The sequence below is a fragment of the Streptomyces sp. NPDC001822 genome, assembly GCF_042892135.1.
In the GTDB taxonomy this organism is placed as follows: domain Bacteria; phylum Actinomycetota; class Actinomycetes; order Streptomycetales; family Streptomycetaceae; genus Streptomyces.
This window is the reverse complement of record NZ_JBIATW010000029.1, coordinates 1-26,225: the sequence shown is the minus strand read 5'-3', so window position 1 is coordinate 26,225 and position 26,225 is coordinate 1. Positions and strand designations below refer to the sequence as shown.

26 protein-coding genes and 1 pseudogene are annotated in these 26,225 nt (G+C 71.4%); 20 read left to right on the top strand and 7 right to left on the bottom strand.

The window, feature by feature from the left end:
• Positions 1-113 precede the first annotated feature (113 nt).
• The 8 genes from ACFYY2_RS34585 to ACFYY2_RS34550 all read left to right on the top strand — a co-directional run bounded on the left by ACFYY2_RS34585 (position 114) and on the right by ACFYY2_RS34550 (position 6,965).
• Positions 114-761 (top strand): HAD family hydrolase, encoded by a 648-nt coding sequence (locus ACFYY2_RS34585; protein WP_388750682.1) that lies wholly within the window; start codon positions 114-116, stop codon positions 759-761.
• A gap of 42 nt (positions 762-803) precedes the next feature.
• The gene (locus tag ACFYY2_RS34580) at positions 804-2,009 is read left to right on the top strand and encodes an MFS transporter (protein ID WP_388750679.1); all 1,206 of its coding nucleotides are present in this window, start codon (positions 804-806) and stop codon (positions 2,007-2,009) included.
• A complete protein-coding gene (locus ACFYY2_RS34575; protein WP_388750676.1) occupies positions 1,978-3,150 on the top strand; it encodes an acetoin utilization protein AcuC in 1,173 nt (390 codons plus the stop codon). Before ACFYY2_RS34580 ends, ACFYY2_RS34575 begins: the two co-directional genes overlap by 32 nt.
• A gap of 76 nt (positions 3,151-3,226) precedes the next feature.
• Complete coding sequence (locus ACFYY2_RS34570) at positions 3,227-4,042, top strand: phosphatase (protein WP_388750673.1); 816 nt, start codon at positions 3,227-3,229, stop codon at positions 4,040-4,042.
• A 128-nt stretch (positions 4,043-4,170) separates the two neighbouring features.
• The gene (locus ACFYY2_RS34565; RefSeq protein ID WP_014046653.1) at positions 4,171-4,383 is read left to right on the top strand and encodes a helix-turn-helix domain-containing protein; all 213 of its coding nucleotides are present in this window, start codon (positions 4,171-4,173) and stop codon (positions 4,381-4,383) included.
• Between the two features lie 111 nt (positions 4,384-4,494).
• Positions 4,495-4,593 carry a 30S ribosomal protein bS22 gene (locus tag ACFYY2_RS34560; RefSeq protein ID WP_003948845.1) on the top strand — a complete coding sequence of 33 codons (99 nt, stop codon included), beginning with the start codon at positions 4,495-4,497 and terminating at the stop codon, positions 4,591-4,593.
• 238 nt (positions 4,594-4,831) lie between these two features.
• The gene (locus ACFYY2_RS34555; RefSeq protein WP_388750687.1) at positions 4,832-5,902 is read left to right on the top strand and encodes an NAD-dependent epimerase/dehydratase family protein; all 1,071 of its coding nucleotides are present in this window, start codon (positions 4,832-4,834) and stop codon (positions 5,900-5,902) included.
• A gap of 16 nt (positions 5,903-5,918) precedes the next feature.
• Complete coding sequence (locus ACFYY2_RS34550) at positions 5,919-6,965, top strand: lysophospholipid acyltransferase family protein (protein ID WP_388750671.1); 1,047 nt, start codon at positions 5,919-5,921, stop codon at positions 6,963-6,965.
• A 71-nt stretch (positions 6,966-7,036) separates the two neighbouring features.
• On the opposite strand, the gene ACFYY2_RS34545 is transcribed toward ACFYY2_RS34550, so the two are convergent.
• The 3 genes from ACFYY2_RS34545 to ACFYY2_RS34535 form a co-directional block, all read right to left on the bottom strand.
• Positions 7,037-8,233 carry a DUF5667 domain-containing protein gene (locus tag ACFYY2_RS34545; protein ID WP_388750667.1) on the bottom strand — a complete coding sequence of 399 codons (1,197 nt, stop codon included), beginning with the start codon at positions 8,231-8,233 and terminating at the stop codon, positions 7,037-7,039.
• A 209-nt stretch (positions 8,234-8,442) separates the two neighbouring features.
• Positions 8,443-9,228, bottom strand: a complete 786-nt coding sequence (locus ACFYY2_RS34540; RefSeq protein WP_388750664.1) for an ECF subfamily RNA polymerase sigma factor, BldN family — start codon at positions 9,226-9,228, stop codon at positions 8,443-8,445.
• 436 nt (positions 9,229-9,664) lie between these two features.
• Entirely contained in the window at positions 9,665-10,606 is a 942-nt protein-coding gene (locus ACFYY2_RS34535) for an HAD family hydrolase (protein WP_388750661.1), read from the bottom strand.
• Between the two features lie 135 nt (positions 10,607-10,741).
• Here ACFYY2_RS34535 and ACFYY2_RS34530 point away from each other — a divergent pair, with 135 nt between their 5' ends.
• The 5 genes from ACFYY2_RS34530 (at position 10,742) to ACFYY2_RS34510 (ending at position 16,222) form a co-directional block, all read left to right on the top strand.
• Entirely contained in the window at positions 10,742-11,017 is a 276-nt protein-coding gene (locus ACFYY2_RS34530; RefSeq protein WP_388750658.1) for a glutaredoxin family protein, read from the top strand.
• Positions 11,018-11,302: 285 nt separating this feature from the next.
• Positions 11,303-12,088: a redox-sensing transcriptional repressor Rex gene (locus tag ACFYY2_RS34525; protein ID WP_388750656.1), complete on the top strand. Its 786-nt coding sequence runs from the start codon at positions 11,303-11,305 to the stop codon at positions 12,086-12,088.
• Positions 12,085-13,569 (top strand): glutamyl-tRNA reductase, encoded by a 1,485-nt coding sequence (locus ACFYY2_RS34520; protein ID WP_388750653.1) that lies wholly within the window; start codon positions 12,085-12,087, stop codon positions 13,567-13,569. Before ACFYY2_RS34525 ends, ACFYY2_RS34520 begins: the two co-directional genes overlap by 4 nt.
• On the top strand, positions 13,566-14,558 hold the full coding sequence (gene hemC, locus ACFYY2_RS34515; RefSeq protein ID WP_388750649.1) for a hydroxymethylbilane synthase: 993 nt from the start codon (positions 13,566-13,568) through the stop codon (positions 14,556-14,558). The genes ACFYY2_RS34520 and hemC overlap by 4 nt, the downstream gene beginning before the upstream one ends.
• Positions 14,555-16,222: a uroporphyrinogen-III synthase gene (locus tag ACFYY2_RS34510; RefSeq protein ID WP_388750646.1), complete on the top strand. Its 1,668-nt coding sequence runs from the start codon at positions 14,555-14,557 to the stop codon at positions 16,220-16,222. Before hemC ends, ACFYY2_RS34510 begins: the two co-directional genes overlap by 4 nt.
• A gap of 151 nt (positions 16,223-16,373) precedes the next feature.
• On the opposite strand, the gene ACFYY2_RS34505 is transcribed toward ACFYY2_RS34510, so the two are convergent.
• Entirely contained in the window at positions 16,374-17,384 is a 1,011-nt protein-coding gene (locus ACFYY2_RS34505) for an NADP-dependent oxidoreductase (RefSeq protein ID WP_388750644.1), read from the bottom strand.
• 116 nt (positions 17,385-17,500) lie between these two features.
• Here ACFYY2_RS34505 and ACFYY2_RS34500 point away from each other — a divergent pair, with 116 nt between their 5' ends.
• The 4 genes from ACFYY2_RS34500 to ACFYY2_RS34485 all read left to right on the top strand — a co-directional run bounded on the left by ACFYY2_RS34500 (position 17,501) and on the right by ACFYY2_RS34485 (position 21,126).
• Positions 17,501-18,094, top strand: coding sequence for a TetR/AcrR family transcriptional regulator (locus tag ACFYY2_RS34500; protein ID WP_388750641.1), 594 nt, complete (start codon positions 17,501-17,503; stop codon positions 18,092-18,094).
• Between the two features lie 84 nt (positions 18,095-18,178).
• Positions 18,179-19,174 (top strand): porphobilinogen synthase, encoded by a 996-nt coding sequence (gene hemB / locus ACFYY2_RS34495; RefSeq protein WP_329038421.1) that lies wholly within the window; start codon positions 18,179-18,181, stop codon positions 19,172-19,174.
• 174 nt (positions 19,175-19,348) lie between these two features.
• Entirely contained in the window at positions 19,349-20,038 is a 690-nt protein-coding gene (locus ACFYY2_RS34490) for a DUF5701 family protein (RefSeq protein ID WP_388750684.1), read from the top strand.
• Entirely contained in the window at positions 20,035-21,126 is a 1,092-nt protein-coding gene (locus tag ACFYY2_RS34485) for a winged helix DNA-binding domain-containing protein (RefSeq protein WP_388750638.1), read from the top strand. The genes ACFYY2_RS34490 and ACFYY2_RS34485 overlap by 4 nt, the downstream gene beginning before the upstream one ends.
• A gap of 113 nt (positions 21,127-21,239) precedes the next feature.
• Here the strand turns inward: ACFYY2_RS34485 and ACFYY2_RS34480 are convergent, their stop codons facing one another.
• Positions 21,240-22,088, bottom strand: coding sequence for an alpha/beta fold hydrolase (locus ACFYY2_RS34480; RefSeq protein WP_388750636.1), 849 nt, complete (start codon positions 22,086-22,088; stop codon positions 21,240-21,242).
• A gap of 252 nt (positions 22,089-22,340) precedes the next feature.
• On the opposite strand from ACFYY2_RS34480, the gene ACFYY2_RS34475 reads away from it, so the two are divergent.
• Positions 22,341-22,832 (top strand): MarR family winged helix-turn-helix transcriptional regulator, encoded by a 492-nt coding sequence (locus ACFYY2_RS34475; protein ID WP_388750633.1) that lies wholly within the window; start codon positions 22,341-22,343, stop codon positions 22,830-22,832.
• Between the two features lie 22 nt (positions 22,833-22,854).
• Here ACFYY2_RS34475 and ACFYY2_RS34470 read toward each other — a convergent pair whose 3' ends face one another.
• Together ACFYY2_RS34470 and ACFYY2_RS34465 are read right to left on the bottom strand one after the other, a co-directional pair.
• Positions 22,855-23,262 carry an SRPBCC family protein gene (locus ACFYY2_RS34470; protein WP_388750631.1) on the bottom strand — a complete coding sequence of 136 codons (408 nt, stop codon included), beginning with the start codon at positions 23,260-23,262 and terminating at the stop codon, positions 22,855-22,857.
• 103 nt (positions 23,263-23,365) lie between these two features.
• Entirely contained in the window at positions 23,366-24,148 is a 783-nt protein-coding gene (locus tag ACFYY2_RS34465; protein ID WP_388750628.1) for a DUF4232 domain-containing protein, read from the bottom strand.
• A 377-nt stretch (positions 24,149-24,525) separates the two neighbouring features.
• Between ACFYY2_RS34465 and ACFYY2_RS34460 the strand changes: the two genes are divergently transcribed.
• Positions 24,526-25,953 carry a helix-turn-helix domain-containing protein gene (locus tag ACFYY2_RS34460; protein WP_388750625.1) on the top strand — a complete coding sequence of 476 codons (1,428 nt, stop codon included), beginning with the start codon at positions 24,526-24,528 and terminating at the stop codon, positions 25,951-25,953.
• A gap of 90 nt (positions 25,954-26,043) precedes the next feature.
• Positions 26,044-26,225, top strand: a pseudogene (locus ACFYY2_RS34455) (cardiolipin synthase B); the annotation flags it as partial.

The following is a 26,225-nucleotide window of genomic DNA, read 5'->3' as shown; positions in this document are numbered from 1 at the left end:
CTGCAGGGGGGACCCTGTGGGAGAGTAGGACGCCGCCGAACAATTATTCCGGGAAAGCCCCGTGCCCTTGTGGCACGGGGCTTTTCTGCGTTCCGAGCGTCTAGGGTCGGACCATGCGCTACGAACTGGTCATCTTCGACAACGACGGCGTGCTCGTCGACAGTGAGCCGATCTCCAACTCCGTCCTGGCCGGCTACCTCACGGAGCTCGGTCACCCCACCTCGTACGACGAGTCCCTCCGCGACTACATGGGGGCCGCCATCCACCGGGTGCACGACCTCGTGGAGGAGCGGACCGGCCAGAAGCTGCCCGCGGACTTCGACGAGGAGCTCCACCGGCGGACCCTCACCGTGTTCCAGCAGGAGCGGCTGGCGGCGGTCAGCGGGGTCGACGAGCTGCTGGGCGAGCTCGTCGCCGACGGAGTCGCGTACTGCGTCGCCTCGTCCGGGAGCCACCAGAAGATCGCGGCCGGACACCTGAACACCGGCCTCGACCAGTGGTTCGAGGACGAATGGATCTTCAGCTCCGAAGACGTGGGGCGGGGAAAACCCGCTCCGGACCTGTTCCTCCACGCCGCCGAGCGGATGGGCGTCGCCCCCGGGAGGTGCGTCGTGATCGAGGACAGCCCGCTCGGCGTCGAGGCGGCACGGGCCGCAGGCATGGACGTGTACGGGTTCACGTCGATGATGCCGGCGGACCGGCTGGTCGGGGTCACCGGGCACTTCTCCGACATGTCGCAGCTCCTCAAACTGCTCGCCTGATCGATCTACCCAGGAGTAGTTCCCGGCCCTACGCTCGCGGCCATGACGGATGCGCGGTTGCGGTACGGCAGAGCTTCCCTCGCCCTGAGCTTCCTGGTGCAGGGGGTGACCTTCGCACTGCTCGTGACGCGCATCCCCGCGGTGCAGGACCGCTACGGGATATCCGACGGCCTGCTGCCGGTGTTCCTGGCCGCGGTCCCCGTCCTGGCGGGGGCCGCCAGCGTGGCGACGGAGAAGCTGGTCGCGCGGGTACGCCCCGGGGTCGTGCTGAGGTGGGCTCAGCCTGTCGTGATGCTGGCGCTGCTGGGTGTGGGCGCCGGCAGCGAGGTGTGGCAGGCCGCTGTGGCGCTCGGCGTTTTCGGGCTGGCCGTGGGGGCGCTGGACGCCTCGATGAACATGATGGGCGTCAGCCTGCAGCGGGCCTACGGGCGGAGCATCATGCTGGGGTTCCACGCCGCATACAGTCTCGGCGGCATCGCCGGGGCCTCGCTGGCGTGGGCCGGGGCCCACTGGGACCTGTCGCTGCTGGTGTCCTATCTGCCGGCGGTCGTCGTCCTGCTGCCCGCGGCACTGATCGGGAGCCGTTGGTACGCGGAGGGCGGGGCCGGCGGTGACGTGGTGGTGGGGGAGCCGGGAGGCCGGGGCGCGTCCGTGCCGTTCGGACTGCTCATGCCGCTGTGCCTGGTGATGGCGTTCGCGTACATCGGTGACTCGACGGTCTCCAACTGGAGCGCCAAGTATCTGCAGGACGTGCTGGGCGGTTCGGAGCAGTTGGCGACCGTTCCGTACAACGTCTACATGGTGACGACGCTGCTGGGGCGTGCCGTGGGTGACCTCGGAGTGCGGCGGTTCGGTGCGGTGGCAGTGGTGCGGGGCGGGAGTGTGCTGGCCGCGCTGGGGTTCGCGGTGGTCGCGGCCGCGCCGGGGCCCTGGTGGGGGATGCTCGGGTTCACGCTGCTCGGGCTGGGGCTCTGTGTGATCGTCCCGCAGACGTTCGCGGCGGCGGGGCGGATGTTCCCCGGGGCGAGCGATGTGGCCGTGGCCCGGCTGAACGTCTTCAACTACGTGGGGTTCCTGGTCGGGTCGCCGCTCGTGGGGGCTCTGGGGGACGCGTGGAGCTATCGGGGCGCGATGCTCGTGCCTCTGGTGCTGGTGCTGGCGACGCTCGTGTACGCCCGGTCGTTCGGCGCGGAGCCCGCCCGATACGGTGGCGGGCATGAGCGGGCGCGCGCGGCTGATGTGGGATGAGGCGGTAACGGGGTACGACTTCGGGGCGGGGCATCCCATGGACCCGGTGAGACTCGCCCTGACGATGGGGCTGGTGCGGGCCTTCGGTCTGGACGGGAAGGCGGACGTCCGGTCGGCCACGTCGGCCGGGGACTCCACGCTGCGACTGGTGCACCGTGAGGACTACGTGCGGGCGGTCCGGGATGCTTCCGCGGACCCCGGTGCGGCCGATCTGGCCTACGGGCTGGGGACGGTCGATGATCCCGCCTTCGCCGGGATGCACGAGGCGTCCGCGCTCATCGCGGGGTTGTCGGTGGGTGCCGCGGAGGCCGTGTGGCGGGGGGAGAGCGCCCACGCCGTGAACTTCACCGGCGGGCTGCACCACGCGATGCCGGGCAGCGCGTCGGGTTTCTGTGTGTACAACGATCCCGCACTCGCCATCGCCCGGCTGCTCGAACTGGGTGCGGAGCGGGTGGCGTACGTCGATGTGGACGTCCACCACGGTGACGGGGTGCAGTCGGCCTTCTGGGAGGACCCCCGGGTCCTGACGGTGTCGTTGCACGAGCATCCGCGCACGCTCTTCCCGCAGACGGGGTGGCCGGAGGAGACCGGTGAGGGCGCGGGTGCGGGCGGTGCGGTGAACGTGGCGCTGCCGGCGGGTACGGGCGACGCGGGGTGGCTGCGGGCGTTCCACGCGGTGGTGCCCGAACTGCTGGCGGACTTCCGGCCGCAGGTGCTGGTGACGCAGCACGGTGCCGATACGCATTTCGAGGATCCGCTGGCCCATCTCGCGGTGTCGCTGGACGCGCAGCGGGAGATCATGACGGCCTGTCATGATCTGGCGCACTCCTGTGTGGAGGACGGCCGCTGGGTGGCGCTCGGCGGGGGCGGTTACGCGGTGGTGGACGTCGTGCCGCGGTCCTGGACCCATCTGGTGGGGATCGCGGCGCACGCGCCGGTGGATCCGGAGGCGGCGATCCCGTCGTCGTGGCGGGACGAGGTGTACGCCAGGACGCGGCAGTCGGGACCCTGGCGGATGACGGACGGCCGTGAGCCGTCGTGGCAGTCGTGGGAGGACGGGTACGACCCGGCGGACCGGCTGGACCAGGCGGTGCTGGCGACGAGGCGGGCGGTGTTCCCGTTGCGGGGGCTGCTGACCTGAGTGCGGGTTACGCCAACTGTGGGGCACGGTCGGGGTTCCGGCCCGGGGGCGCCGCGGGTGCGGGAGCATCGGGAGGGTGTTGAGCACCGGAGCGTTACGCGCTCATCTGCTGGCGGCCCGGCTCGCCGGGCCCGTGGCGACGCCGCGGGAGACCAGTCTGCGGAGTTACCGGCTTTTCGCGGCGCGGGATCCGCGGGTCCTGCTCGGGCTCGATCCCGACCGGTCCTGGGGCGAGCGCGACCTGCTGGGGCTGATGGCGGAGAAGTGCGGGGTCTCGGGTGATCCCGGGCACGTGTCGGGCCCCGACGTGATCGATCCGGAGCGGACGCTGGCCGCGCTGGACGCGTTCGCTGCGCGGCTCTCTGGTGCGGCGGAGCGGCGGGCGCCCGTGCTGTTCGGCACGGGGCATCCGCATCGGCTGCTCGGGTTCTACGCCGGGCTGGCAGACGCGTTGTCGGCGGCGGGGTGCATGGTCCTCACCCCGGCGCAGGGCCGATGTGTCGACATAACGACCCGGTTCGGCGTACGCACATACCGCCTCGACTACGTACGAGGCGTAGCGCTGGTGCGCGAACCGGGCGTGCGGGGCCCCGGGAGTGCGACCGGCGCACATACCCATTCCCCGCTGCCGGTTCGGGCCGTCCTGGAGGAGGCCGTGGAGGCCGGCGGGGTGCTGCCGGAGCTCGTGGTCGGGGACCACGGCTGGGTCTGCGGTGCAGGTCAGCTGGGCATCGAGGCCATCGGTCTGGCCGACACGGACGATCCGGCGCTCTTCGTGGGTGAGGCGGAGGGGAGGGTGTCCGTCGCGGTTCCGCTTGATGACGCCGTGCGCTCCGACTACTACCGGCCTCTCACGCGGTATGTGCTCAATAGGGCGTTTCTGTCCCAGTAGGCGGCCGATCGTCTCACCTCTTCCCCACTCGCATCACCCGCCCCTAATCTGGGGAGTGAGCGCATAACGACGAAGAGTCACCGGAGGGGAAGCCGGTGCGCGTCTCGTGCGGAAGGTACAGGTGGGTCATGGCTGCTGGCAGCGAGAGGCCTCTCAACGAGGTCAAGTTTCTCACCGTGGCGGAAGTCGCCTCGGTGATGAGGGTGTCGAAGATGACCGTGTACCGCTTGGTGCACAGTGGTCATCTGCCCGCGATCAGGGTGGGAAGGTCCTTCCGGGTCCCGGAGCAAGCGGTTCACGAGTATCTCCGCGAGTCCTTCGTGGGGGTGGAGTCGGCCTGACCGTAGCCCTCGGATTACGCCCCTCACCCAGTGGCGGGTAGGCTAGGCCGACGTAGGTCGTGTGGGCCCAGACGCCCCGCACCAGTGAAGAAGAAGTGAGCGAGGGTAGTCGTGGGCTCTGTTATCAAGAAGCGGCGCAAGCGGATGGCCAAGAAGAAGCACCGCAAGCTGCTCAAGCGCACGCGCGTTCAGCGTCGCAACAAGAAGTAAGCGAACGCAGTTCGTGAGTTTCGAGGCCCTCCCGCCGTTCCGGCGGGAGGGCCTCGGCGCGTTCCGGGGGCCGGTCGCCAGGCCGTGCCCGAGGGGGCGGTGTTGTGCGGTTCCGGTGGTATTCCGGTCATCGGTTCGGTAAAGCCAGCCTGGGGTCGTCACAGGGCAACGTCCACCGACTACGGTGACGGCCAGGGGAAGACCCCGCTCGGTGATCGAACGACGGAAGGCGCTGATCTTGGGGAAGATCGTGCTCGTCACAGGTGCGGCCCGGCAGCTCGGAGGCCGTTTCGTGCGGCGGATACAGCGTGACCCCGGTGTGGACCGGGTGATCGCGGTGGACGCGGTCGCGCCCGCGCACCAGCTGGGTGACGCGGAGTTCGTCACGGCGGACATCAGGCAGTCCGCGATCGCCAGGGTCCTCGCCGAGCATTCCGTCGACACGGTCGTCCACCTGGACGTGTCCGCGAAGGCGCCCGGCGCGGCGGGCCGGACGACGGTCAAGGAGACCAACGTCATCGGCACGATGCAGCTGCTCGGCGCCTGCCAGAAGTCCCCGACCGTGCAGCGGCTCGTGGTGAAGTCCAGTACGAACGTGTACGGCTCGGCGCCCCGTGACCCCGCGGTCTTCACCGAGACGACACCGCCCAAGTCCCTGCCCAGCGGCGGGTTCGCCAAGGACGCGGTGGAGGTCGAGGGATACGTGCGCGGTTTTGCGCGGCGCAGGCCCGACGTGGCCGTGTGCGTGCTGAGGTTCGCCAACATCCTGGGGCCCGAACCGGATTCGCCGCTCGCCGACTACCTGGCGCTGCCGGTCCTGCCGACGGTCTTCGGGTACGACCCCCGGCTGCAGTTCGTCCACGAGGACGACGTCGTCGACGTACTGGAGATCGCGTCCCGTGAACCCCGGCGCGGGACGCTGAACAGCGGCACCTTCAACATCGCGGGCGACGGGGTGCTGCTGCTCTCGCAGTGTTCCCGGCGGCTGGGGCGGCCCACGGTGCCGCTGCTGCTGCCGGCCGTCACCTGGGTGGGGTCGGCGCTCCGCACGATCGGCATGACCGACTTCTCACCGGAGCAGATCCGTCTGCTCACCCACGGCAGGGTCGTCTCGACCGTGCAGATGCGCGAGACGCTGGGTTTCCGCCCGAAGTTCACCACCGCCGACACGTTCGCGGAGTTCGCGCGGAGCAGGGGGCCGGGGCTGCTGCCGCCCGACCGGGTGGGCAGGGCGGTCGGCAGACTGGCCGGACTGCCGCTCGCCGGTGGACAGGCCGGTACGACACATTCGACTCACGGCGCCAGGTAGAGGAGCGCGACCGACGATGGCGGACGCCAAGGTCATTCCGTTCGACGACGACCGATCGCGCTCCGGTGCGGGGCGGCGCAGGGGCGTGGTGCCCGGTGGGCGGCTGCAGCCGCCCGCGCCGGCCGTCCCCGCGCCCGTGAGCGCGCTTCCGGGCGGGCAGGTGCCCGAAGGGGCCGCCGAGGCCTCCGGCGCGGCCTCCCGGAGCGGCAAGGAGGTTCCCGGGGGCGGCTGGGACCGGCGGGTCGCGAGCGGACTGGCGTTTCTGCGGCGGCGGCTCACGGGCGACTACGACGTGGACGAGTTCGGCTACGACGAGGAGCTGACCGACCAGGTCCTCATGTCGGTGCTGCGGCCGCTGGCGGACAAGTACTTCCGGGTCGAGGTGAAGGGCGTCGAGAACATCCCGTCCGACGGCGGGGCGCTCATCGTGGCCAACCACTCCGGGACGCTGCCCCTCGACGGGCTGATGCTGCAGGTCGCGGTGCACGACAACCACCCGGCGGAGCGTCATCTGCGGCTGCTCGCCGCGGATCTCGTGTTCATGCTCCCGGTGGTCAACGAGCTCGCCAGGAAGGCCGGGCACACCCTGGCGTGTGCCGAGGACGCCGAGCGGCTGCTCCAGCGGGGCGAGGTCGTCGGGGTGATGCCCGAGGGCTTCAAGGGCATCGGCAAGCCGTTCGGCGAGCGCTACAAGCTGCAGCGTTTCGGGCGGGGCGGTTTCGTCTCGACGGCGCTGCGGGCCGGTGTGCCGATCGTGCCGTGCTCGATCGTGGGCGCGGAGGAGATCTATCCGATGATCGGGAACTCCAAGACGCTGGCCCGCGTGCTGGGAATCCCGTACTTCCCGATCACGCCGACGTTCCCGTGGCTCGGGCCGCTCGGGATGATGCCGCTGCCGACGAAGTGGACGATCCAGTTCGGGGAGCCGATCCCCACGGACGGATATCCGCCCGAGGCCGCGGAGGATCCGATGCTGATGTTCAACCTCACGGACCAGGTGCGGGAGCAGATCCAGCACACGCTGTACAAGCTGCTGGTGCAGCGGCGCTCCGTCTTCTTCTGAGACCGGCGCGCGGTCGCGTGCATGAGTGAGGGGCCGCCCGGTCGGGACGGCCCCTCACTCATCGGTGAACCCTACGGCTCGATGTTCTCGCCCTCGATGCCCAGGCCGGGCAGCAGCCCGGGGAGCAGCGGGGGGAGGGTGACGTCGGGTGCGGGGGAGGAGCCGGACGCGCCACCCGGGGACGACGGGGTGGTGCCGTCCGTCGGGAGGTCGTCGAGCAGGCCGTCCGTGCCTCCGTCGAGCAGGCCGTCGGCCGAGCTGCTGCCGGAGCCGGAGGGCTTGGGCGAACTGCTCGTGGAGGCGCTGTCGTCCGGGGCGGCGGAGCCGGCCGGCGCCCTGCGGTCGGGAGTCGCCGAGCCCTCCTTCTCCCGGGAGGAGCCGGTGGGCGGCGCGTGCCGGTCGTGGTCCGGTGTGCGGGGCAGCAGGGACTTCAGCGGGGCGACCTCCTCGTCCATGGCGTCGAAGACGGAGCTGACCCTGTCTCCGACGTCGTTCAGCTGGACGGGCAGGCGGTCGCGCAGGCTGCTCCAGCTCGCGCGGTGCGAGCGGGAGAAGGTGTCCAGCGTCTGGATGGGGCCGATGGAGCCGTCGCGCTGGTAGGCGGAGTGGAGCAGGCGGTGGCCCTCGGTGGCGTCGTGCGTCATGCCGTCGAGTGCGCGCCTGACCTCGCCGATCGATTCGTGGTCCATGTCGCCCGCGCGGCCGCGCTCCATCAGACGACGGGCCTCGCCGAGCCTGGTCGAGGCCTGGTCGAGGTAGACCTCGCCGCGGTCGGCGTCGGAGTCGGCCATGCCGAGGCTGAGGTCCTCCATGCCGCGCTTGAGGGGATAGAGGGAATCACCGGGCAGGGCGTCGGAACTGGCAGCGGCGACTCCGCCGAACGCCCCCGCGGCGACACCGACCGTGAGCCCGCCCGCGGTGAGGCCCTTCGCCCAGCGGGAGCGGGGCCGGAGCTTTCGGATCGGGGACGCCCGGTGGGCGCCCTTGCTCCGCTGTTCGGGCACGGTAGGGCCCGTGGACGCACCGCCTTCGGCGAACATGGTCTCCATGGCGGCGACGAGCTGTGCCCGCTGCACCACTTTGACCTCGGGATCGAATTCCGGCTCCGGTAGTGCACCGAGGCCGTTCGCCAGGGCCAACAGCGTTCCGTGGTCGGCCGGTTGGGCCGGGTCCTCGGGCTGTACGGCCGCCGCACCCTGGGTGGACTGGTCCTCCAGGGCCTGGGCGAAGGCGTTCGCCCGCCGGTGTGCCGAAACGTTTGCGATCACTGGCGGCACCTCCTCTCGTCATGACGGTCGACTCCCCTGAGGGTCCGGAAGGTTGCCCACCGGAGACGTTTCCACACGATCGAGCGGGTGGAAACGGTCTGGTGCGGCGACAGGGGGCCTGCATCCGGCACAACGAGTGGCGCGGCAGTTGGGTTACGGACGAAAGATGATCCGATCGGTGTGTCACGAACACGTCACGGAAGGTGATGTCAGCGGGCGTCGTCCGGCAGAAGTCGTGCGAGCGTGCGCACGGCCCGGTACTGCAAGGTTTTGATCGCGCCCTCGTTCTTTCCCATGACCCGGGCGGTCTCGGCGACCGAGAGGCCCTGCAGGAACCTCAGCGTGACGCACTCCTGCTGCTGCGGGTTGAGCCGGCGCACGGCCTGCAGCAGCGCGGCGTTGGAGAGGGACTCCAGGACGGAGTCCTCCGGGCTTCGCGCGACCTCGTTGGCGTCGAGCATCTCGCCGGTGGTCACTTCCAGTCGGAAGCGACTGGATTTGAAGTGGTCGGCGACCAGGTTCCTGGCGATCGTGACCAGCCAGGCGCCGAAGTCGCGGCCCTGCCAGGTGAAGGTGGAGATGCGGCGGAGCGCGCGCAGGAACGTCTCGCTGGTGAGGTCCTCCGCCGTCGCCTTGCCTCCCACGCGGTAGTAGATGTACCGGTACACGGTGTCGCTGTACTGGTCGTACAGGCGCCCGAAGGCGTCGGCCTCGCCGGCCTGCGCGCGCTCGACGAGATCCATCATGCGCGCGCTGTCGCTGTCGGCCGTCGGACGGCGCACGGGAGCCGACGAAGCGGCGGCCGTGGCGCCGCGGGTGCTGCGTCTTCCGACCGCCGCGCTGCGTTCGGCCAGGGCATAGCAAGGACCGGCAGGTGCAGGGGTGGCAAATTGGGGGACGGCGTACGCGGTGGGGACGAAGCCGCGCAAGTGGTCGAGGACCGTTGCGCGGAGCGTAGCCAGGCCCGAGGTGTCAACCCCGACGTGTGGGTACACGGGACTCCCAGAGGCAGAGCTTCCATCACGTGCAGTTCGAAAACCGTCACTCGTCGTAGCGGGTGGCGGGCTCCTTGTGCGTCTGAGGAGAATAACGCTTCGTACAGGCGGTGCTACACCCAGTTGCTCAAATCATCGGTTACGTCGCTTCCGTAACCTCTAAGTGACGGTTTGAGTAGCGCATGGTGACCGTTTATTGATCGAATTCCTTCGGGAAGTGCGTGCGGGGGCGACGGGTTGTGGTCGTCGGAACGCAACGCGACTGGCCGGAGCGATGGGTGCGGGTGCCCGTCGTTCCGCTCCCGATTGGCCGTACGCATCCGGGCGTGCCGCTGCGGGGGACGCCGTACGCCCCCGGACGCGATGTCCGGGGGCGTACGGGAGCCGGCCCCGGACGAACGGGGCGGGCGAGGAACTGGCGGGGCGGGCGAGGGTGTCAGCGGCGGCGGCGGTGGAGCGCCACCGCGGCCGCGGTGCCGCCCGCGAGGGCGCCGACGCCCGCCGCGGCGGGGATCCCGACCTTGGCCGCCTTGCGGCCCGTGCGGTAGTCCCGGAGCCGCCAGTCCAGGGCGCGGGCGTGCTTGCGGAGCTTGGTGTCCGGGTTGATCGCGTACGGGTGGCCGACCAGCGACAGCATGGGGATGTCGTTGTGCGAGTCGCTGTACGCGGCGCAGCGCTCCAGGTCGAGGCCCTCCGCCGACGCGAGGGCGCGCACCGCCTCGGCCTTCGCCGGGCCGTGCAGGGGCTCTCCGACGAGCCGGCCCGTGTAGACGCCGTCCACCGATTCGGCGACCGTGCCCAGGGCGCCCGTCAGGCCGAGGCGGCGGGCGATGATCGTGGCGGTCTCCACGGGGGCGGCCGTGACGAGCCAGACCTTCTGGCCGGCGTCGAGGTGGGCCTGGGCGAGGGCGCGGGTCCCGGGCCAGATCCGGTCGGCCATGTACTCGTCGTAGATCTCCTCGCCGATGGACATCAGCTCGGAGACCCGGTGGCCCTTGACGATGGACAGGGCGCTGTCGCGGGCGTCCTGCATGTGCTCGGGGTCCTCGACGCCGGCGAGCCTGAACCAGGCCTGCTGCCAGGCGAAGCGGGTGAGTTCGCGGCGTTCGAAGAACTTCCGCTTGTACAGTCCGCGGCCGAAGTGGAAGATCGCGGCGCCCTGCATCACGGTGTTGTCGAGGTCGAAGAAGGCGGCGGCCCGGTCGTCCCCGGCCACCGGGAACGGCGGCTCGCGGTCCTCGTCGGAGGGGGCCTGCGACTCCCCCGCGCCGGCGGTGAGCGCCGACTTCCGTGCTGCCTCGGCTGCTGCCTCGCCTGCGAGCACGCTGCGTGCCGTGGCGGGGCGCCTGCGGGGGGTGAGCCATCCAAGTGCGGCCATGTCGTGAGCATAACCATTCCGTCCGGCCGTTCCCGACCCGGCGGGATGCGGCGTCGTGAACTCTCCGGGACCGGGGCGTTAAACGGGTGATTCCGCGGTCGGCGGGCCCGGTCCGCGGGGGCGCAGAATAAAGGTATGAGTGCTCTGCTGCGTCGTTCGAGGAAGAAGCCCGCGGACCGGGTGGTGACCCTGGTGGGGAAGCCCGGCTGTCATCTGTGCGATGACGCGAGGCTGGTGGTGAGCGCCGTCTGCGAGGAGACCGGTGCGGCCTGGGTGGAGAAGGACATCACGCGGGACGAGGCGCTGCACAAGGAGTACTGGGAGCAGATTCCGGTGGTGCTGATCGACGGCGAGCAGCACACCTTCTGGCGGGTCGACGCGGCGCGGCTGCGCACGGCTCTGGGTGCGTAAGGGGGATTCCCCGATGAAACCCGGCTAACATCATGGGCGTTTTGAGTGGTCTCGGGGGCGTGGACATGAGGAGTGTGTACCGTCTTGCCCCCTTCGGGCCTGCAACGGACGGATGTCGTCCCTGGTTCCGGGAGTACGCAGGGAATATGCGTGACCCCGGTCACTTTGACCGGACAAAACGGACACTATCTTTGTGCACGCGTTCACAAAGACATAGCCTGCTGTCGACGGGGCGGTCCTGGGACATACGGCCGCCTGCAGCCCCGCTCATCCCGCAGGAGCACCGTGGCAACTGGCCGAACTCACCGACCGGCGACCCGTAGCCGAGGAATTCCCGAGGCCACCGTCGCCCGGCTTCCGCTGTATCTCCGCGCACTGACCGCGCTCTCCGAGCGCTCGGTGCCGACGGTCTCCTCCGAGGAGCTCGCCGCGGCGGCGGGGGTCAACTCCGCGAAGCTGCGCAAGGACTTCAGCTACCTGGGTTCCTACGGCACCCGCGGTGTCGGGTACGACGTGGAGTACCTCGTCTACCAGATCTCCCGCGAACTCGGGCTCACCCAGGACTGGCCGGTCGCGATCGTCGGCATCGGCAACCTCGGCGCCGCGCTCGCCAACTACGGAGGGTTCGCCTCCCGCGGTTTCCGCGTCGCCGCCCTGATCGACGCCGACCCCGCCATGGCGGGTACGCCCGTGGCCGGGATCGCCGTCCAGCACACCGACGACCTGGACCGGATCATCAGCGACAACGGTGTGTCCATCGGTGTCATCACCACTCCGCCCGGTGCGGCCCAGCAGGTCTGCGACCGGCTGGTCGCCGCCGGTGTGACGTCCATCCTGAACTTCGCGCCGACGGTGCTCTCCGTGCCGGACGGCGTCGACGTGCGCAAGGTCGACCTCTCGATCGAGCTGCAGATCCTCGCGTTCCACGAGCAGCGCAAGGCCGGCGAGGACGCCGCCGGTGACGGCAGGGGCGCGGGCGGAGACTCCGACGAGGAGGCGCCGCCCATGCGTGCCACCCCCACCGGCCGGAAGGGACCCGACGGGGACATGCCCGCCGTGATGCCGGCATGAGCCTCCTGGTCGTCGGACTGAGCCACCGCAGCGCACCCGTCTCCGTACTGGAGCGGGCCTCGCTGGCGGCCGAGGCGCAGACGAAGCTGCTGCAGGACACGCTCGCCGCGGAGCCCGCCACCGAGGCGGCCGTCCTGGCCACCTGCAACCGCATCGAGCTGTACGCCGACGTGGACAAGTTCCACGCCGGTGTGGCAGAGCTGTCCACCCTGCTGGCGCAGCACAGTGGCGTCGGGCTGGACGAGCTCACCCCGTATCTCTACGTGCACTACGAGGACCGTGCCGTCCACCACCTCTTCTCGGTGGCGTGCGGGCTGGACTCGATGGTGGTGGGCGAGGGGCAGATCCTCGGCCAGATCAAGGACGCGCTGGCGCTGGGGCAGGAGCTCCACACGGCGGGACGCCTGCTGAACGACCTCTTCCAGCAGGCCCTGCGGGTCGGCAAGCGTGCCCACAGCGAGACCGGGATCGACCGGGCCGGGCAGTCGCTCGTCACGTTCGGCCTGGAGCAGCTGGCAGACGGCGCCGACGTCCCCACGTGGGCGGCCGGCAAGACCGCTCTGGTGATCGGCGCCGGTTCGATGTCCTCGCTCGCCGCGGCCACCCTGGCCCGCGCCGGCGTCGAGGAGATCGTCGTCGCCAACCGGACCCGGTCCCGCGCGGACCGGCTCGTCGAGATCCTGGCCCAGGCCGGTGTCCCGACCGCCCGGGCCGTGGAGATGTCCGGTGCCGGGGACGAACTGGCGCGTGCGGACATCGTCGTCTCCTGTACCGGTGCGACCGGTCTCGTGCTGACCGCGGAGGCCGTCGCCGACGCGCTCGGCGTCGACTTCGACTCGGCGGCGCAGCCGCCGAAGGCGCCGGTCGCGCCCGCGCCCGACGAGCTGGACCAGCACGCGGCGTGGGTGGAGAAAGGCTCGGCCGCGCGGGACCGGGCCGTGCCCGGGATGCCGGTGCGGCTCCCCGTGGACGGCCCCGTACGGCTCCACCTGCTGGACCTCGCGATGCCGCGTGACATCGACGGCGCGGCCCACCGCGTCGCCGGTGTGCGCCTCGTCGACATCGAGTCGCTCGCCGAGGCGTCCGCGGACGCCCCGATGGCCGCCGATGTGGACCAGGTGCGCACCATCGTCGCCGACGAGGTCGCCGCCTTCGGAGCCGCCCAGCGCGCCGCCCACATCACTCCGACCGTCGTCGCCCTGCGCACCATGGCCGCCGACGTGGTGGCCGGCGAGATCGCGCGGCTCGACGGACGGCTCCCCGACCTGGACGAGAAGCAGCGCGCCGAGATCACGCAGACCGTGCGCCGCGTCGTCGACAAGCTCCTGCACGCGCCCACCGTGCGGGTCAAGCAGCTCGCCAGCGAGCCCGGTGGTGCCGGGTACGCCGATGCGCTGCGTGAACTCTTCGACCTCGACCCGCAGACGGTGGCCGCCGTCTCCCGGGCAGACCTGAACGACCCGAATAGAGGGCGGTCATGACCGACAACCCACCCCTGGGCGGGGAGACCGACACCAGCACACCGCTCCGGCTAGGCACCCGGCGCAGCAAGCTCGCGATGGCGCAGTCCGGCATGGTCGCCGACGCCGTCCGCGAGGTGACCGGGCGTCCCGTCGAGCTCGTCGAGATCACCACGTACGGAGACGTCTCCCGGGAGCAGCTCGCGCAGATCGGCGGGACCGGCGTGTTCGTCGCGGCCCTGCGCGAGGCGCTGCTGCGCGGCGAGGTCGACTTCGCCGTCCACTCGCTCAAGGACCTGCCGACCACGCAGCCCGAGGGCCTCGTCCTGGCCGCCGTGCCGCCGCGCGAGGATCCGCGCGACGCCCTGGTGGCGCGGGACGGGCTGACCTTCGAGCAGCTGCCGCGCGGCGCGCGCATCGGTACCGGTTCGCCGCGTCGCATGGCGCAGCTCAACGCGTACGCCCGCTCGCACGGCCTGGAGATAGAGGCCGTCGCGATCCGGGGCAACGTGGATACGCGCATTGGTTTCGTGCGGAGCGGGGAGCTGGACGCGGTGGTTCTCGCCGCCGCCGGGCTCAGCCGCCTCGGACGCTCGGACGAGGTGACCGACTTCCTGCCGGTCGACACCGTCCTGCCCGCTCCCGGCCAGGGAGCACTGGCGATCGAGTGCGCTGCGACCAGCGCCGACCTCGCCGCCGCGCTCGCCGAGCTCGACGACCCGTACACCCGGATCGCCGTGACCGCCGAACGTGCCCTGCTCAACGCCCTGGAGGCCGGATGCTCCGCACCTGTGGGTGCGCTGGCCGACCTCTTGGCCGACGGGCAGGTTGTCAACGAACTGCGCCTGCGCGGTGTCGTCGGTTCCACCGACGGCACTTCCCTGGTGCAGCTGTCCATCACCGGTCCCGTCCCCACGTCGCACGACGACGCGGCGGCCCTCGGTCGCGAGCTCGCGGCCGAGATGCTCGCCAAGGGTGCGGCCGGTCTTATGGGGGAGCGAGCACTTTGAGCCCCACCGGCCCTGTCGTATCCGACTTCCCTGTCCTGTCCTCAGGGCATGTCACCTTCCTCGGCGCCGGTCCCGGCGACCCGGGACTGCTGACTCTGCGCGCCGTCGAGGCGCTTGCGAGCGCGGACGTCCTTGTCGCCGAACCCGAGGTTCTCGACGTCGTCCGCTGCCATGCGCGGGCAGGGGTAAGCACGCCTGAGCTGGCGGTTGTTGACACGACGTCAACACCTGCCGGAGTGCCCGTTCTCAGGGATGCGGCCAATCTTGTCATGGAGGCAGCGAAGGGCGGCAGGCGGGTCGTTCGTGCCGTCACGGGCGACCCCGGCCTGGACGGCGACACGGGTGCGGAGATGCTCGCCTGTGCCGCCGCGGGCGTGCCCTTCGAGGTCGTGCCCGGCATCGCGAACGCCGTCGGTGTGCCGGCGTACGCCGGTGTGCCGCTGCGGGACGCGCAGGGCGCCGACGTGCGTTTCGTCGACGCGCGCACCGCTTCGGACCGCTGCTGGTCCGAGGTCGGGGCGAGCGACGCGACCGCGGTCGTGTCGGCGTCCCTGGACTCGGTGGCCGCAGCCGCCGGCGAGCTGGTCTCCGCGGGCCGCAAGCCCGACACCCCGCTCACCGTCACGATCGCGGGGACGACGACGCGCCAGCGCACCTGGACGGCGACTCTCGGGACGATCGCCCAGGTCCTGAAGCAGGCCAAGGTCCTTCCGTCGCCGGACGGGCACCTGCCGGTCATAGCCGTGGTCGGGGAACGCAGTTCGGCCGCCCAGCGTGACCAGCTCGCGTGGTTCGAGTCCAAGCCGCTGTTCGGCTGGAAGGTGCTCGTGCCGCGTACCAAGGAGCAGGCGGCCTCGCTCTCCGACCAACTGCGCTCCTACGGTGCCGTGCCGCACGAGGTCCCGACGATCGCCGTCGAGCCTCCGCGTACGCCCCAGCAGATGGAGCGCGCGGTCAAGGGCCTGGTCACGGGCCGGTACGAGTGGATCGCCTTCACGTCGGTCAACGCGGTGAAGGCGGTGCGGGAGAAGTTCGAGGAGTACGGGCTCGACGCCCGTGCCTTCGCCGGGATCAAGGTCGCCGCCGTGGGCGAGCAGACCGGTGCCGCGCTCGTCGACTTCGGTGTGAAGCCCGACCTGATGCCGTCCGGCGAGCAGTCGGCGGCGGGTCTGCTGGAGGACTGGCCGCCGTACGACCCGGTCTTCGACCCGATCGACCGGGTGTTCCTGCCGCGCGCGGACATCGCCACCGAGACCCTGGTGGCCGGGCTGATCGAGCTGGGCTGGGAGGTCGACGACGTCACCGCGTACCGCACGGTCCGCGCCTCGCCGCCGCCGGCCGACACCCGCGAGGCGATCAAGGGCGGCGGTTTCGACGCGGTGCTCTTCACCTCGTCCTCGACCGTCCGCAACCTGGTCGGTATCGCCGGGAAGCCGCACAACGTGACGGTCATCGCGTGCATCGGTCCCGCCACGGCGAAGACCGCAGAGGAGCACGGCCTGCGGGTGGACGTGCTGTCCCCGGAGCCGTCGGTGCACAAGCTGGCGCAGGCGCTGGCGGACTTCGGTGCGCAGCGCCGGGACGCGGCCAAGGAGGCCGGTGACCCGGTGACCCGGCCGAGCGAGCGGCGCCCGGGTGCGAGGCGGCGCCGGACGACCACCTGAGGGCCGACGACGGACGTACGGGCCCGGCCGCTCCTTCACGGAGCGGCCGGGCCCGTCCCGTTTCCCGGGTGATGGCTGCGGACGGGCCGGGTCCGGGCGCGGCCTTCGCCTAACGAGCTCGACGTCGCACCGCTAACCGTGCACGAGCTCGTTAGGCGACCGTGAGCACGATCTTGCCCTGGATGTGCCCTCGGGCGGCCCGTTCGTGCGCTGCCCGGGCATCGGCGAGCGCGAACGTGCTGTCGATCGCGACGCGGACCGTGCCCGCGTCGAGCAGGCGTCCCAGTTCGGCGAGCTGCGTGCCGTTCGAGCGGACCTGGGTGCCCGTGACCGTGACGCCCAGCTCCGTGTTCTCCTTCTCGTCGAACTCGCCGAAGAACACGGGGAAGTGGGAGCCGCCCCGCTTGAGCGTCCGCAGGAGGCGCCTGCTGTGGGGGCCGCCCACGGTGTCGAGTACGAGGTCGACGTCGCGCACGAGTTCCTCGGGACGGTCCTTGGTGTAGTCGATGAACTCGTCGGCGCCGAGTTCGCGCAGGAACGACTCGTGCGCGCCCGACGCCACCGCGATGACGCGTGCGTCCTTCTCCTTCGCCAGTTGGAGGGCGAGGTGCCCCACACCGCCCGCGGCGCCGTTGACGAGCACCGTGACGCCGCTGTGGAGCGGCACCGGCCGGTGCCTCGCCGTCTGGAAGGGCGAGGGGTGGTCGTGGCCGAGCTCGATCAGGAACTGCCAGGCGGTGAGCCCGGCCATGGGTGCTCCGGCCGCGTGTACGTGATCGATGCCGGCCGGTTTGAGTGCGAGGTCCGATGCGGACGCGGCCACGTACTCGGCGTACGTGCTGCCGTCGAAGCCGGGGAAGCGGAGGAGGCCGAAGACCTCGTCGCCGACGGAGAAGCCGTCCACGTCGGCGGCGACCGCCTCGACGACGCCCGACAGGTCGGTCCCCGGGATCACGGGCAGGGTGAACTTCGGCCTCGTCTCCGGAGGCAGGTTCGCCATCCCGTCGCGCAGGTACCAGTCGGGCGGGTTGACGCCGACCGCGTGCACGCGGACGAGCACCTCGCCCGGCCCCGGGCGGGGAACCGGCACCTCCTCGTGACGCAGGGTCTCGGGGCCGCCGTGCTCGTGGAGCCGGATCGCCCTCATTGTGTGTGCCGGCATCGTCTCTCTCCTGCTCGCGTTACGGGATACGCTGATTCGGATCAGTGGTCCGCATAAACGGATCACTGATCCGAATATATGGACCAGTGATCCGAATAGTCAAGAGGGACGGACCGATGCGGGCCGATGCCAGGAAGAACCGCGACCACCTGCTCGCAGTCGCGGGTGCCGCCATCGCCGAGCAGGGCGTCGAGGTTTCCCTGCGCGACATCGCGCGCAGGGCCGACGTGGGGCTCGCCACGCTTCTGCGTCACTTCCCTACGCGCGAGGCGCTGCTCGAAGCCCTGCTGCGTACCAGCTTCGAGGAGCTGACGGCGCGGGCGGTCGCACTCGAGACGTCGGATTCGCCCGGGGACGCTCTCGTCTCCTGGCTGCGCGACTGCGTGGAGTGGACGACCGAGTACCGGGGCGCGACGGTCCTCATGGCAGCCGCCATCGAGGACACCGAGTCGGCGCTCCACGCTTCCTGTGTCACCCTGCGCGCGGCCGGTGCGCGACTCCTCACCCGTGCCCAGGCCGAGGGTGTGGCGCGGAGCGATATCGACGGGGACGACCTGTTCGGGCTGGTGGCCATGCTGGCCTGGCTCGGCGACCAGCCCGCACTGGCCTCACGCGCCGACCGGCTCTTCGGCGTGGTCGCGAGCGCGATCCTGACGAGCGCGGGGCACGGCGGCGCCGAGGGGGAGCGCCGTACCCGCGCCGGTGGCTGAGACCGTCACGCACTCGGGCCGTGCCCGCTTTTTCCGGCTGGGCTGTCGGTAAAGGGCCGATGTGCGCGGGTCTAGGCTCGAAGGATGACCGACTACGGAAACTTCCCCGGCTCACGGCCCCGCAGGCTGCGGACGACCCCCGTCATGCGGCGCATGGTCGCCGAGACCCGGCTCGACCCGGCGAACCTGATCCTGCCCGCGTTCGTGCGCGAGGGCATCGACGCCCCGGTCGCCATCTCGGCCATGCCGGGTGTCCAGCAGCACACCCTGGACACGCTGCGGAAGGCCGCCGTCGACGCGGTCACGGCCGGTGTTTCCGGGATCATGCTCTTCGGTGTCCCGCTGGACGAGAAGAAGGACGGCCGGGGCACCGCGGGGACGGACCCGGACGGCATCCTCCAGGTCGCCCTGCGCGCGGTGCGGCAGGAGGTCGGCGACGACCTCGTGATCATGTCCGACCTCTGTCTGGACGAGTACACCGATCACGGCCACTGCGGGGTGCTGACCGAGGACGGCCGCGTCGACAACGACGCCACGCTGGAGCGGTACGCCGAGATGGCCCAGGTGCAGGCCGACGCGGGCGCCCATGTGGTGGGCCCCAGCGGCATGATGGACGGCCAGGTCGGTGTCGTCCGTGACGCGCTGGACCAGACGGGCCACGAGGACGTGTCGATCCTCGCCTACACCGCTAAGTACTCCTCGGCCTTCTACGGCCCCTTCCGCGAGGCCGTGGGCTCCTCGCTGCGGGGCGACCGCAAGACGTACCAGCAGGACCCGGCGAACCTCCGCGAGTCGCTGCGCGAGCTGGCGCTCGACCTGGAGGAGGGCGCCGACATGGTCATGGTCAAGCCCGCCGGACCGTACCTGGACGTCCTCGCCAAGGTCGCCGACGCGGTCGACGTGCCGGTCGCGGCGTACCAGATCAGCGGCGAGTACTCCATGATCGAGGCCGCCGCGGAGAAGGGCTGGATCGACCGGGACGCGGCGATCCTGGAGAGCCTGACCGGTATCCGGCGGGCGGGTGCGCGGATGATCCTGACGTACTGGGCCACGGAGGTCGCGCAGAAGCTCGGGCGCTGAGGCGGCTCGTTCCCGGGCGGTCCGCGGCGGCCGGTGCGGGTGGCGGGGCGCTCATCGCGCGGGGCGGGAAGCGGCGGGAACCTTCGGTGATCGCATGCGGCGGGAAGCGGCGGGAACCTTCGGGCGCGGCACCTCGTTGAGCCCGCGCCCGCTGTCCCGCATGTGAAGCGAGGGATTCCCTTGACCGAGCCCGCACCCGCTGTCGCCGCGACCGCCCTTCCCCCGCTCGCCGGCCAGGCCGACCGGCTGATCCGGCTCGGCGTGCACGTGAGGGCGGGCGTCGACGCCGCCGGCCTGCGCGCCTGGGCGGCGGGCGTCGACGGGGTGGACGACGGCGCCCTGCTGGCCGTGCACCCGGGCCGCGTCCCTGCTTCCGCCCTGGCGCCGCTCCTCGACCGCGACGGCAAGCCGGGGTTCGTCGTCACCGACATGGCGGACGTCGACCTCTTCGCCCCCCTGGACACCGTCGAGCTGCCGGACGCCCCGTTCTACGTCGTCACGGGCCTCGACCGGGGCGACTCGATGGCCGACTGGAGTCCGGACGAGGCGCTGCCGGCCCTCGCCGGGCAGGGCAGGACGCCGTTGCTGCTGTCCGAGGGCATCCACTGGGTGCTCCAGGCGCCTGCGGTCCTGGAGCGCAACCACTGCTTCATGACCATCGGTTCACGGCTGCGCAAGGCGAACGGCGCGCTGGACGCCCGGACTCCGGCCGTCTGGATCAGCAACGGCACGGGGAGGGACGGCCGGGAGCGCCGCGACGCCCCCAAGATCGGCTGGTGCTGGGCCGGTAACCGGCACACCTGGCTGGGGTTCGCCTCCGCCACGGGGCGCTCCGGCGGTGCGGCCGTGACGGTGACCGGATGACCGTCCTCGGTGCCCGGGCGCTGAACCGGGCGACGCTCGCCAGGCAACTCCTCCTGGAGCGGGCCGGGATGGCGCCGCTCGACGCCGTGGCGCACCTGTGCGGACTCCAGGCGCAGGAACCCCAGGAGCCCTTCACCGGACTGTGGTCGAGGCTGCGCGCCTTCGAACCGGCGGCCTTGGACGAACTGCTGACGGGGCGGCGCGTGGTGCGTACGCATCTGATGCGGCGCACCGTCCACCTCGTCTCCGGGGCCGACGCCCTGGCGTGGCGGGCGCGGCACGATCCGATGCTGCGTCAGCGGGTGCTGGGCACGTACCGGCGTGAACTCGACGGGGTGGATCTGGCCGAACTCGCCTCCGCCGCCCGTGCGGTGATGGCCGACGGTGAGCCCCGCACGATGACCGCGATCGCCGACGCCCTGGCCGCCCGGTGGCCCGCCCCGGGGCGCAGGGCGCTGGGGGAGATGGTGGTCGCCGCCCTCGTCCCCATGGTTCAGATGCCGCCGCGGGGGCTGTGGCGAGTGAAGGCCGGGGTCCGCAACACCCCGCTCGCCGCGTGGCTGGGGCGCGAAGCCGACGCCTCGGCCCCGCAGGGGACCGATCCGGTGGGAGAGGCGATGGTGCGCCGCTACCTCGCGGCGTACGGGCCCGCCGCGTCGGCCGACCTGCGTGCCTGGTGCGGTCTCGCGGGGCTGCCGGCGGCGGTGGCCGCCGTCCGCGGAGAGCTGATCAGCTTCCGCGACGAGCGCGGGCGTGAACTCCTCGACCTGCCCGACGCGCCGCGCCCGGACCCCGGCATGCCCGCGCCCGTGAGGTTCCTGCCCGCGTTCGACAACGCGATCCTCGGCTATCACGACCGGAGCCGGATCATCGACGACGCCCATCGGGGCCTGTCGGTCGAGGGCGCGCGGGTGGTGCTGGTCGACGGCCGCGTCTCGGCGACCTGGACCGTGGAGGCCGGAGCGGTGACGGTCAGTCCGCTGCGGGGACTCGTCGGGAGCGAGCGTGCCGAGGTCGTCGAGGAGGGCGGCCGCCTGGCCGCGTTCCTGTCCGGCGGGGAGTCCGACGGCGTGCGGATCACGGGGTAGCCGGCGGCCGTTCCCGGCCGCGCACGGATCGAGCGCCAGGGTCTTTCCGGCGCTCGACCCGTGCGCGGCGGTGTCGCGGCACCACCCTCGGACCGTGCGGGCCCGCGCGGGGCTCAGCGGCCGGTGGTGGAGCGCGCGGCCTGCTCGATCACTCGGGTCACCGGACCCGGGCGGGAGACCGACACGGCGTGGGACGCCTTGATCTCCGTGGTGTGCGAGTGGGCGCGCTCGGCCATGAAGCGCTGTGAGGCGGGGGGGATGTTGAGGTCCTGGGTGGTGACCAGGTTCCAGGAGGGGATGGTCTTCCAGGCGGCCTCGGTGGCCTTCTCCTCCAGCGCGGAGGCGGACACGGGGCGCTGGGTGGCGGCCATCAGGTCCGCCGTCTTCGTGGGGACGTCGGCGGCGAACTGGTGCTGGAACTTGTCGGTCTTGATGTAGAGGTCGGTGCCGGTGCCTCCTCCGGGGAGGGGGAAGGAGACCGGGTTCAGGACGTCGCCGAGGGTGCTGCCGGGGAACTTGTTGGACAGTTCGAGGGCGGTCTCGCCCTTGTCGGGGGCGAAGGCGGCTATGTAGACGAGGGCCTTCACGTTGGGTGCGTCGGTGGCGGCCTGGCTCATCACGGCGCCGCCGTAGGAGTGGCCGGCGAGGACGACGGGGCCCTTGACGCTCTTGAGGAAGCTGTGGAGGTAGTCGGCGTCGCTGGTGAGGCCGCGGAGCGGGTTGGCGGGGGCGACGACGGGATATCCGTCGTGGCGGAGCCGCTCGATCACACCGTTCCAGCTGGAGGAGTCCGCGAAGGCGCCGTGCACCAGGACGACCGTCGGCTTCTGGGGCGAGGTGTGGTGTCCGTCCGTGGCGCCGGCCGGCGAGGTGACGGCGAGGGAGAGCGCTGCGACTCCGGCCAGGGCGCCCGCGATGACGGCGTGCTTGCGGGTGGGGCGGAAGGCGGCGGGGACGTTCATGGCGGATCTCCTTGGGACTGTGGGGCTTTGGGGGTCGCCCACCAGGTGGTGTCTCCGTCCGGGTGACCCCGTCCGGTTGGCGACAACCAGAAACTTAGCGAGCTTTCATCTCGTGCGCAAGTCACTTGTGCACGAGATGAATGAAGGCGAGCGTATAGTGAGCGGTAGAAGGTGTGGCAATGTCAGCTATGCCGGAAATATTCGAGTCCACCTGCGGAGCAGGGGCGCACCGATGGAAGGACGAGTCGAGAGATGAGTGACCAGAGCCCCGCGACCGAGTCGCGCGATGCCATGCCGCTGCTGGACAAGCACCTGTGCTTCACCCTGTACGCGGCCTCACGCGCCATCACCGGCGTGTACCGGCCCCTGCTCGAACCCCTGGGCCTGACCTATCCGCAGTACCTGGTCATGATCACCCTCGGGGAACACGGGTCCCTGACCGTCAAGGAGCTGGTGGCCCTCCTCCAGCTGGACTACGGGACCGTCACCCCGCTGATCAAGCGCCTGGAGGCCAACGGTCTCCTCACCCGCAGCCGCCAGGCCGACGACGAACGCATCGTCCACGTCGCACTGACCCAACAAGGCACCGAGCTGCACACCCGCCTCTCCAGCGTCCCACCCGCCATCGGAGAAGCCGCCGGACTCACCCACGACGAAGTCACCACACTCCAGGGCCTCGCCCGCCGGATGACAACCAACATCAACGACCACACCACGGGGACCACGGCGGCCAGGAAGACGTGAGCCGGGCCGAGGGACGGCTCCGTCAGGACCGCTCCACGACGCGCTTGAGCGCCTCCAGGTCGCCGGTGACCGTCTCCGCGTCGCGGCGGAAGTCGTCGTCCGTCGTCTCCGGCCGTCGGCGCAGGGTGAACACGACATCGCATCCGGTGGTGTCGGCGATCACCCGGACCGGGTTGTGGACGGTCTCTCCCGACGGAAGTGTGACGTCGTGGTCCAGGACGCCGAAGTCGTTCCGCGGCGCGAACGCGACCACGACCCGGCCCATGGGGGAGTCCGCGACCCACTGCCCGCCGGACCTCTCGACGGAGCCGGCCAGCCCTGACGCCCATGCGGGCAGATGGGAGGGATCCGAGGCGTAGGCGTAGACCTCGCCTGCGGGGCGGTCGATGTGGACGGTGAGGTGCACGATCCCAGAAGCGGAGGTGTTCATGACGCCGACGCTACCGAGCCCGGGGCGCAGGCGCTCCCGTACGAGACGGACGGCGGGCCGGGCGAGCCCGTGTACGGGTACACGGGCCGCTCAGCCGGTGCCGTCAGTCCATGAGGGCGTCGCCCAGGTCGCTCTGCCAGTAGGTGACGGTCAGTGTGCTGTCGACGTACACGGCCTTGCCGAGCGGCACGTTCGCCGTGGGGCCCGAGGAACCGCTGCCCGTGCGGCCCTGGAAGCTCACGGTCAGCTCGTCGGTGGAGTAGCCGCCCGTGCCGCTTCCGTCGGCGGACGAGGTCATCACACCGGCGTAGGCGGACTGTCCCGGGTTCAGGGTGACGACGGCCTGCGGCTTGCTCTCCTCGAAGACCTGCGGGACGGACTGAGCCTCGCCGAACCGCAGGAAGGGGTAGTAGTAGGCGTTGCACGCCGTGGAGCCGGTGTTGGTGACGGTGAGCAGCATGTGGTTGAGGGGGCGTGTCACGGGCTTGAGCGTCACCTTCGCGTTTCCGCCGTCGCACGCGCGGGTGGTGGGGCTGTCGTCGTGTCGGCTGTCCCGGCGCGTGTTCGCGTGCTTGTCCGCAACGGGCTTCGTGCCGGTCGAGCCGGAACCGGAACCAGCGCCAGCACCGGAACCGGAACCGGAAGCTTCCTCGCGATGCGATCCGGAACTCTTGGCGGAGTCGGATCCGGATGCTGCCGCACCCTTGCCGGACTGCGCCGCCTCGCCGGCCGCGGGCCGGGCGGCGGGGGCGCCGGCAGCCGGTGCGGCGGAGTCCGCCGCCGGTGTGCCGCCGCCCTGACAGGCGGTCAGCGAGAGGACGGCCGCGAGGGCGGCAGTGCCGAGGGCGGTCGTGCGGGCTGAGGGGCGGAGGCGAAGGCTGCGCATGAGGTCGTTCTCCCCGTTTCGATGGTTCGGTCAAGGCCGTCGCGCCGCTTCGGCGTTCGGGCTCGTGCTGGATGTACTGGACAATGACGAGCGGTCAGAGATGCCGCAGGAGGGTGATGACGATCGCCGTACAGGCGATCAGCACCCCCGTGGCGACGATGTCCGTCAGGCTGATCTCACGGCGTGTCCGCACTGCGTCTCCGGTCGGACGAGGTGGCGTTCGGCGGTGTGTCCACATCCTGTGGGGGCCCGTGTTCCGGTCGCAACGGCTGTCGGTCAGGACGGGACGCCGGAATGGTCGAACGGGCTCTGACCTGCTGAGACGCAACCCTCCTGGAACGCCGTTTCGGGACGGGCCAGAGGGAGGGACGGTCGGGGTGGGTACGGAGATCCAGGACTTCGCGGCGGAGCTCGGGCGGCTGAAGGAGCGCTCCGGGCTGAGTTACGGGGCGCTCGCCCGGAAGCTGCACATGAGTACCTCGACGGTCCACCGCTACTGCAACGGCGACGCCGTGCCCGCCGACTACGCGCCCGTCGAGCGCCTGGCGCGGGTGTGCGGGGCGAAGCCCGACGAGCTCGTGGCGCTGCACCGCAGATGGATCCTGGCGGACGAGGCGAAACGACGTGGTGCGCTGAGGCCGGAGGCGGCGGGGAGTACCGCTCCCCGGGCTCCGGTGCCGGACGGGGGCCGCTCCCGTGGCGACGGCGGGGACGGCGGGGACGGTGCCGGGGCCGGCGGCCCGGAGCCGGTCGTCCCGTCCGGGGCCGGGCCGGTTCCCGGGACCCGGCGCGATGACGGGAACGACGAAGCGGAGCCGGAAGGACGACCGGAAACGGAACCCGGTGCGGACGACGTGATCCCCCGGGCGTCCGGCGCCGGTAGCGATGCGGGGAGGGGACGGATCGGCAGGCTGCGGGTCCTGCTCGCCGCCACGGCCGTCGTGGCGCTCACCGTGCCGGCGGCGCTCGCTCTCCACGGGTTCACCCGGGACGGAGCGGCCGACGAGGCGGTGGCGCGGCCGTCCCTCAGCGCGCCGACGAGCACACCGGGTGAGCGGGGTGCGAGCGCTCCGGTGGAGCCGAGCCGTCCGGCGTCGTCACCCGCGGCCGCCGGCGGCCGGTCCGCGAAGGCGTCCCCGCCGCGAGCCGGTTCGAACGGGGAGAACGGGGAGACGGAGAACGCTGGTGTACCCGTGCACGCCACCATCAGCTCCTACAACTGGGAGGAGCCGTGCGGGCAGTTCTACCTGCTCGACCGCGAGCCGGACGACGTACCGCCGCCGCCCTCGCCGCAGGACACCCGGGGCTGGGCGAGGGCGCTCGACGGCGTCGACGGGGGAGCCATGCGGCTCGCGCTCACCGTCCAGGGGGCCTCGCGTGACGCGGTCGTCCTGACCGGGCTGAGCGTGCGGGTCCTGGCGCGCGGCCCGGCGCTCGACCGCTCGGCGTACTCCATGGGCACCGGCTGCGGCAGCGGCATCACGCCGCAGTCCTTCGACGTCGACCTGGACGACGCCCGGCCGCGCACGGAGCCGGTCGCCGGTACGCAGGGCGACCTGGTCGTGCCCGCGAAGGACTTCCCGTACCGGGTGAGTTCGACCGACGTGGAGGTGTTCCACCTGGACGCCCACGTGGAGGGCCACGACGTGAGCTGGTACCTGGAACTCGCGTGGTCCAGCGGCGGCCGGACCGGGACGCTGAGGGTCGACGACCACGGCAGGCCCTTCCGGACGAGCAGCATCACGGCCAGGCCCGAGTACCTCTACCGGCCCGATATCGCGCAGTGGGAGCTCACCGAGCTGTGAGCGGCGTTCTCCGGGGTACGAGGAGTTCCGGAGTACGAGGGGCCGGCGGCGCAGTCGCCCGCCCGCCGCCATCGGACGAGCAGGTGAAGGATGTCCATCCGCACAGACGAGAAGCCCGTGGACGAGAGACCGGACGGCCGGTGGGACGCCGGGACCGCCGAGCGCACCCAGCGGCTCCGGCGCCGGCTGGAACGCCTGATCGGGATCGCGGCGACGGAAGGGAACGAGGTCGTCCCGCTCCGCAACGGGGATGAGATCTTCGCGGCGATGCT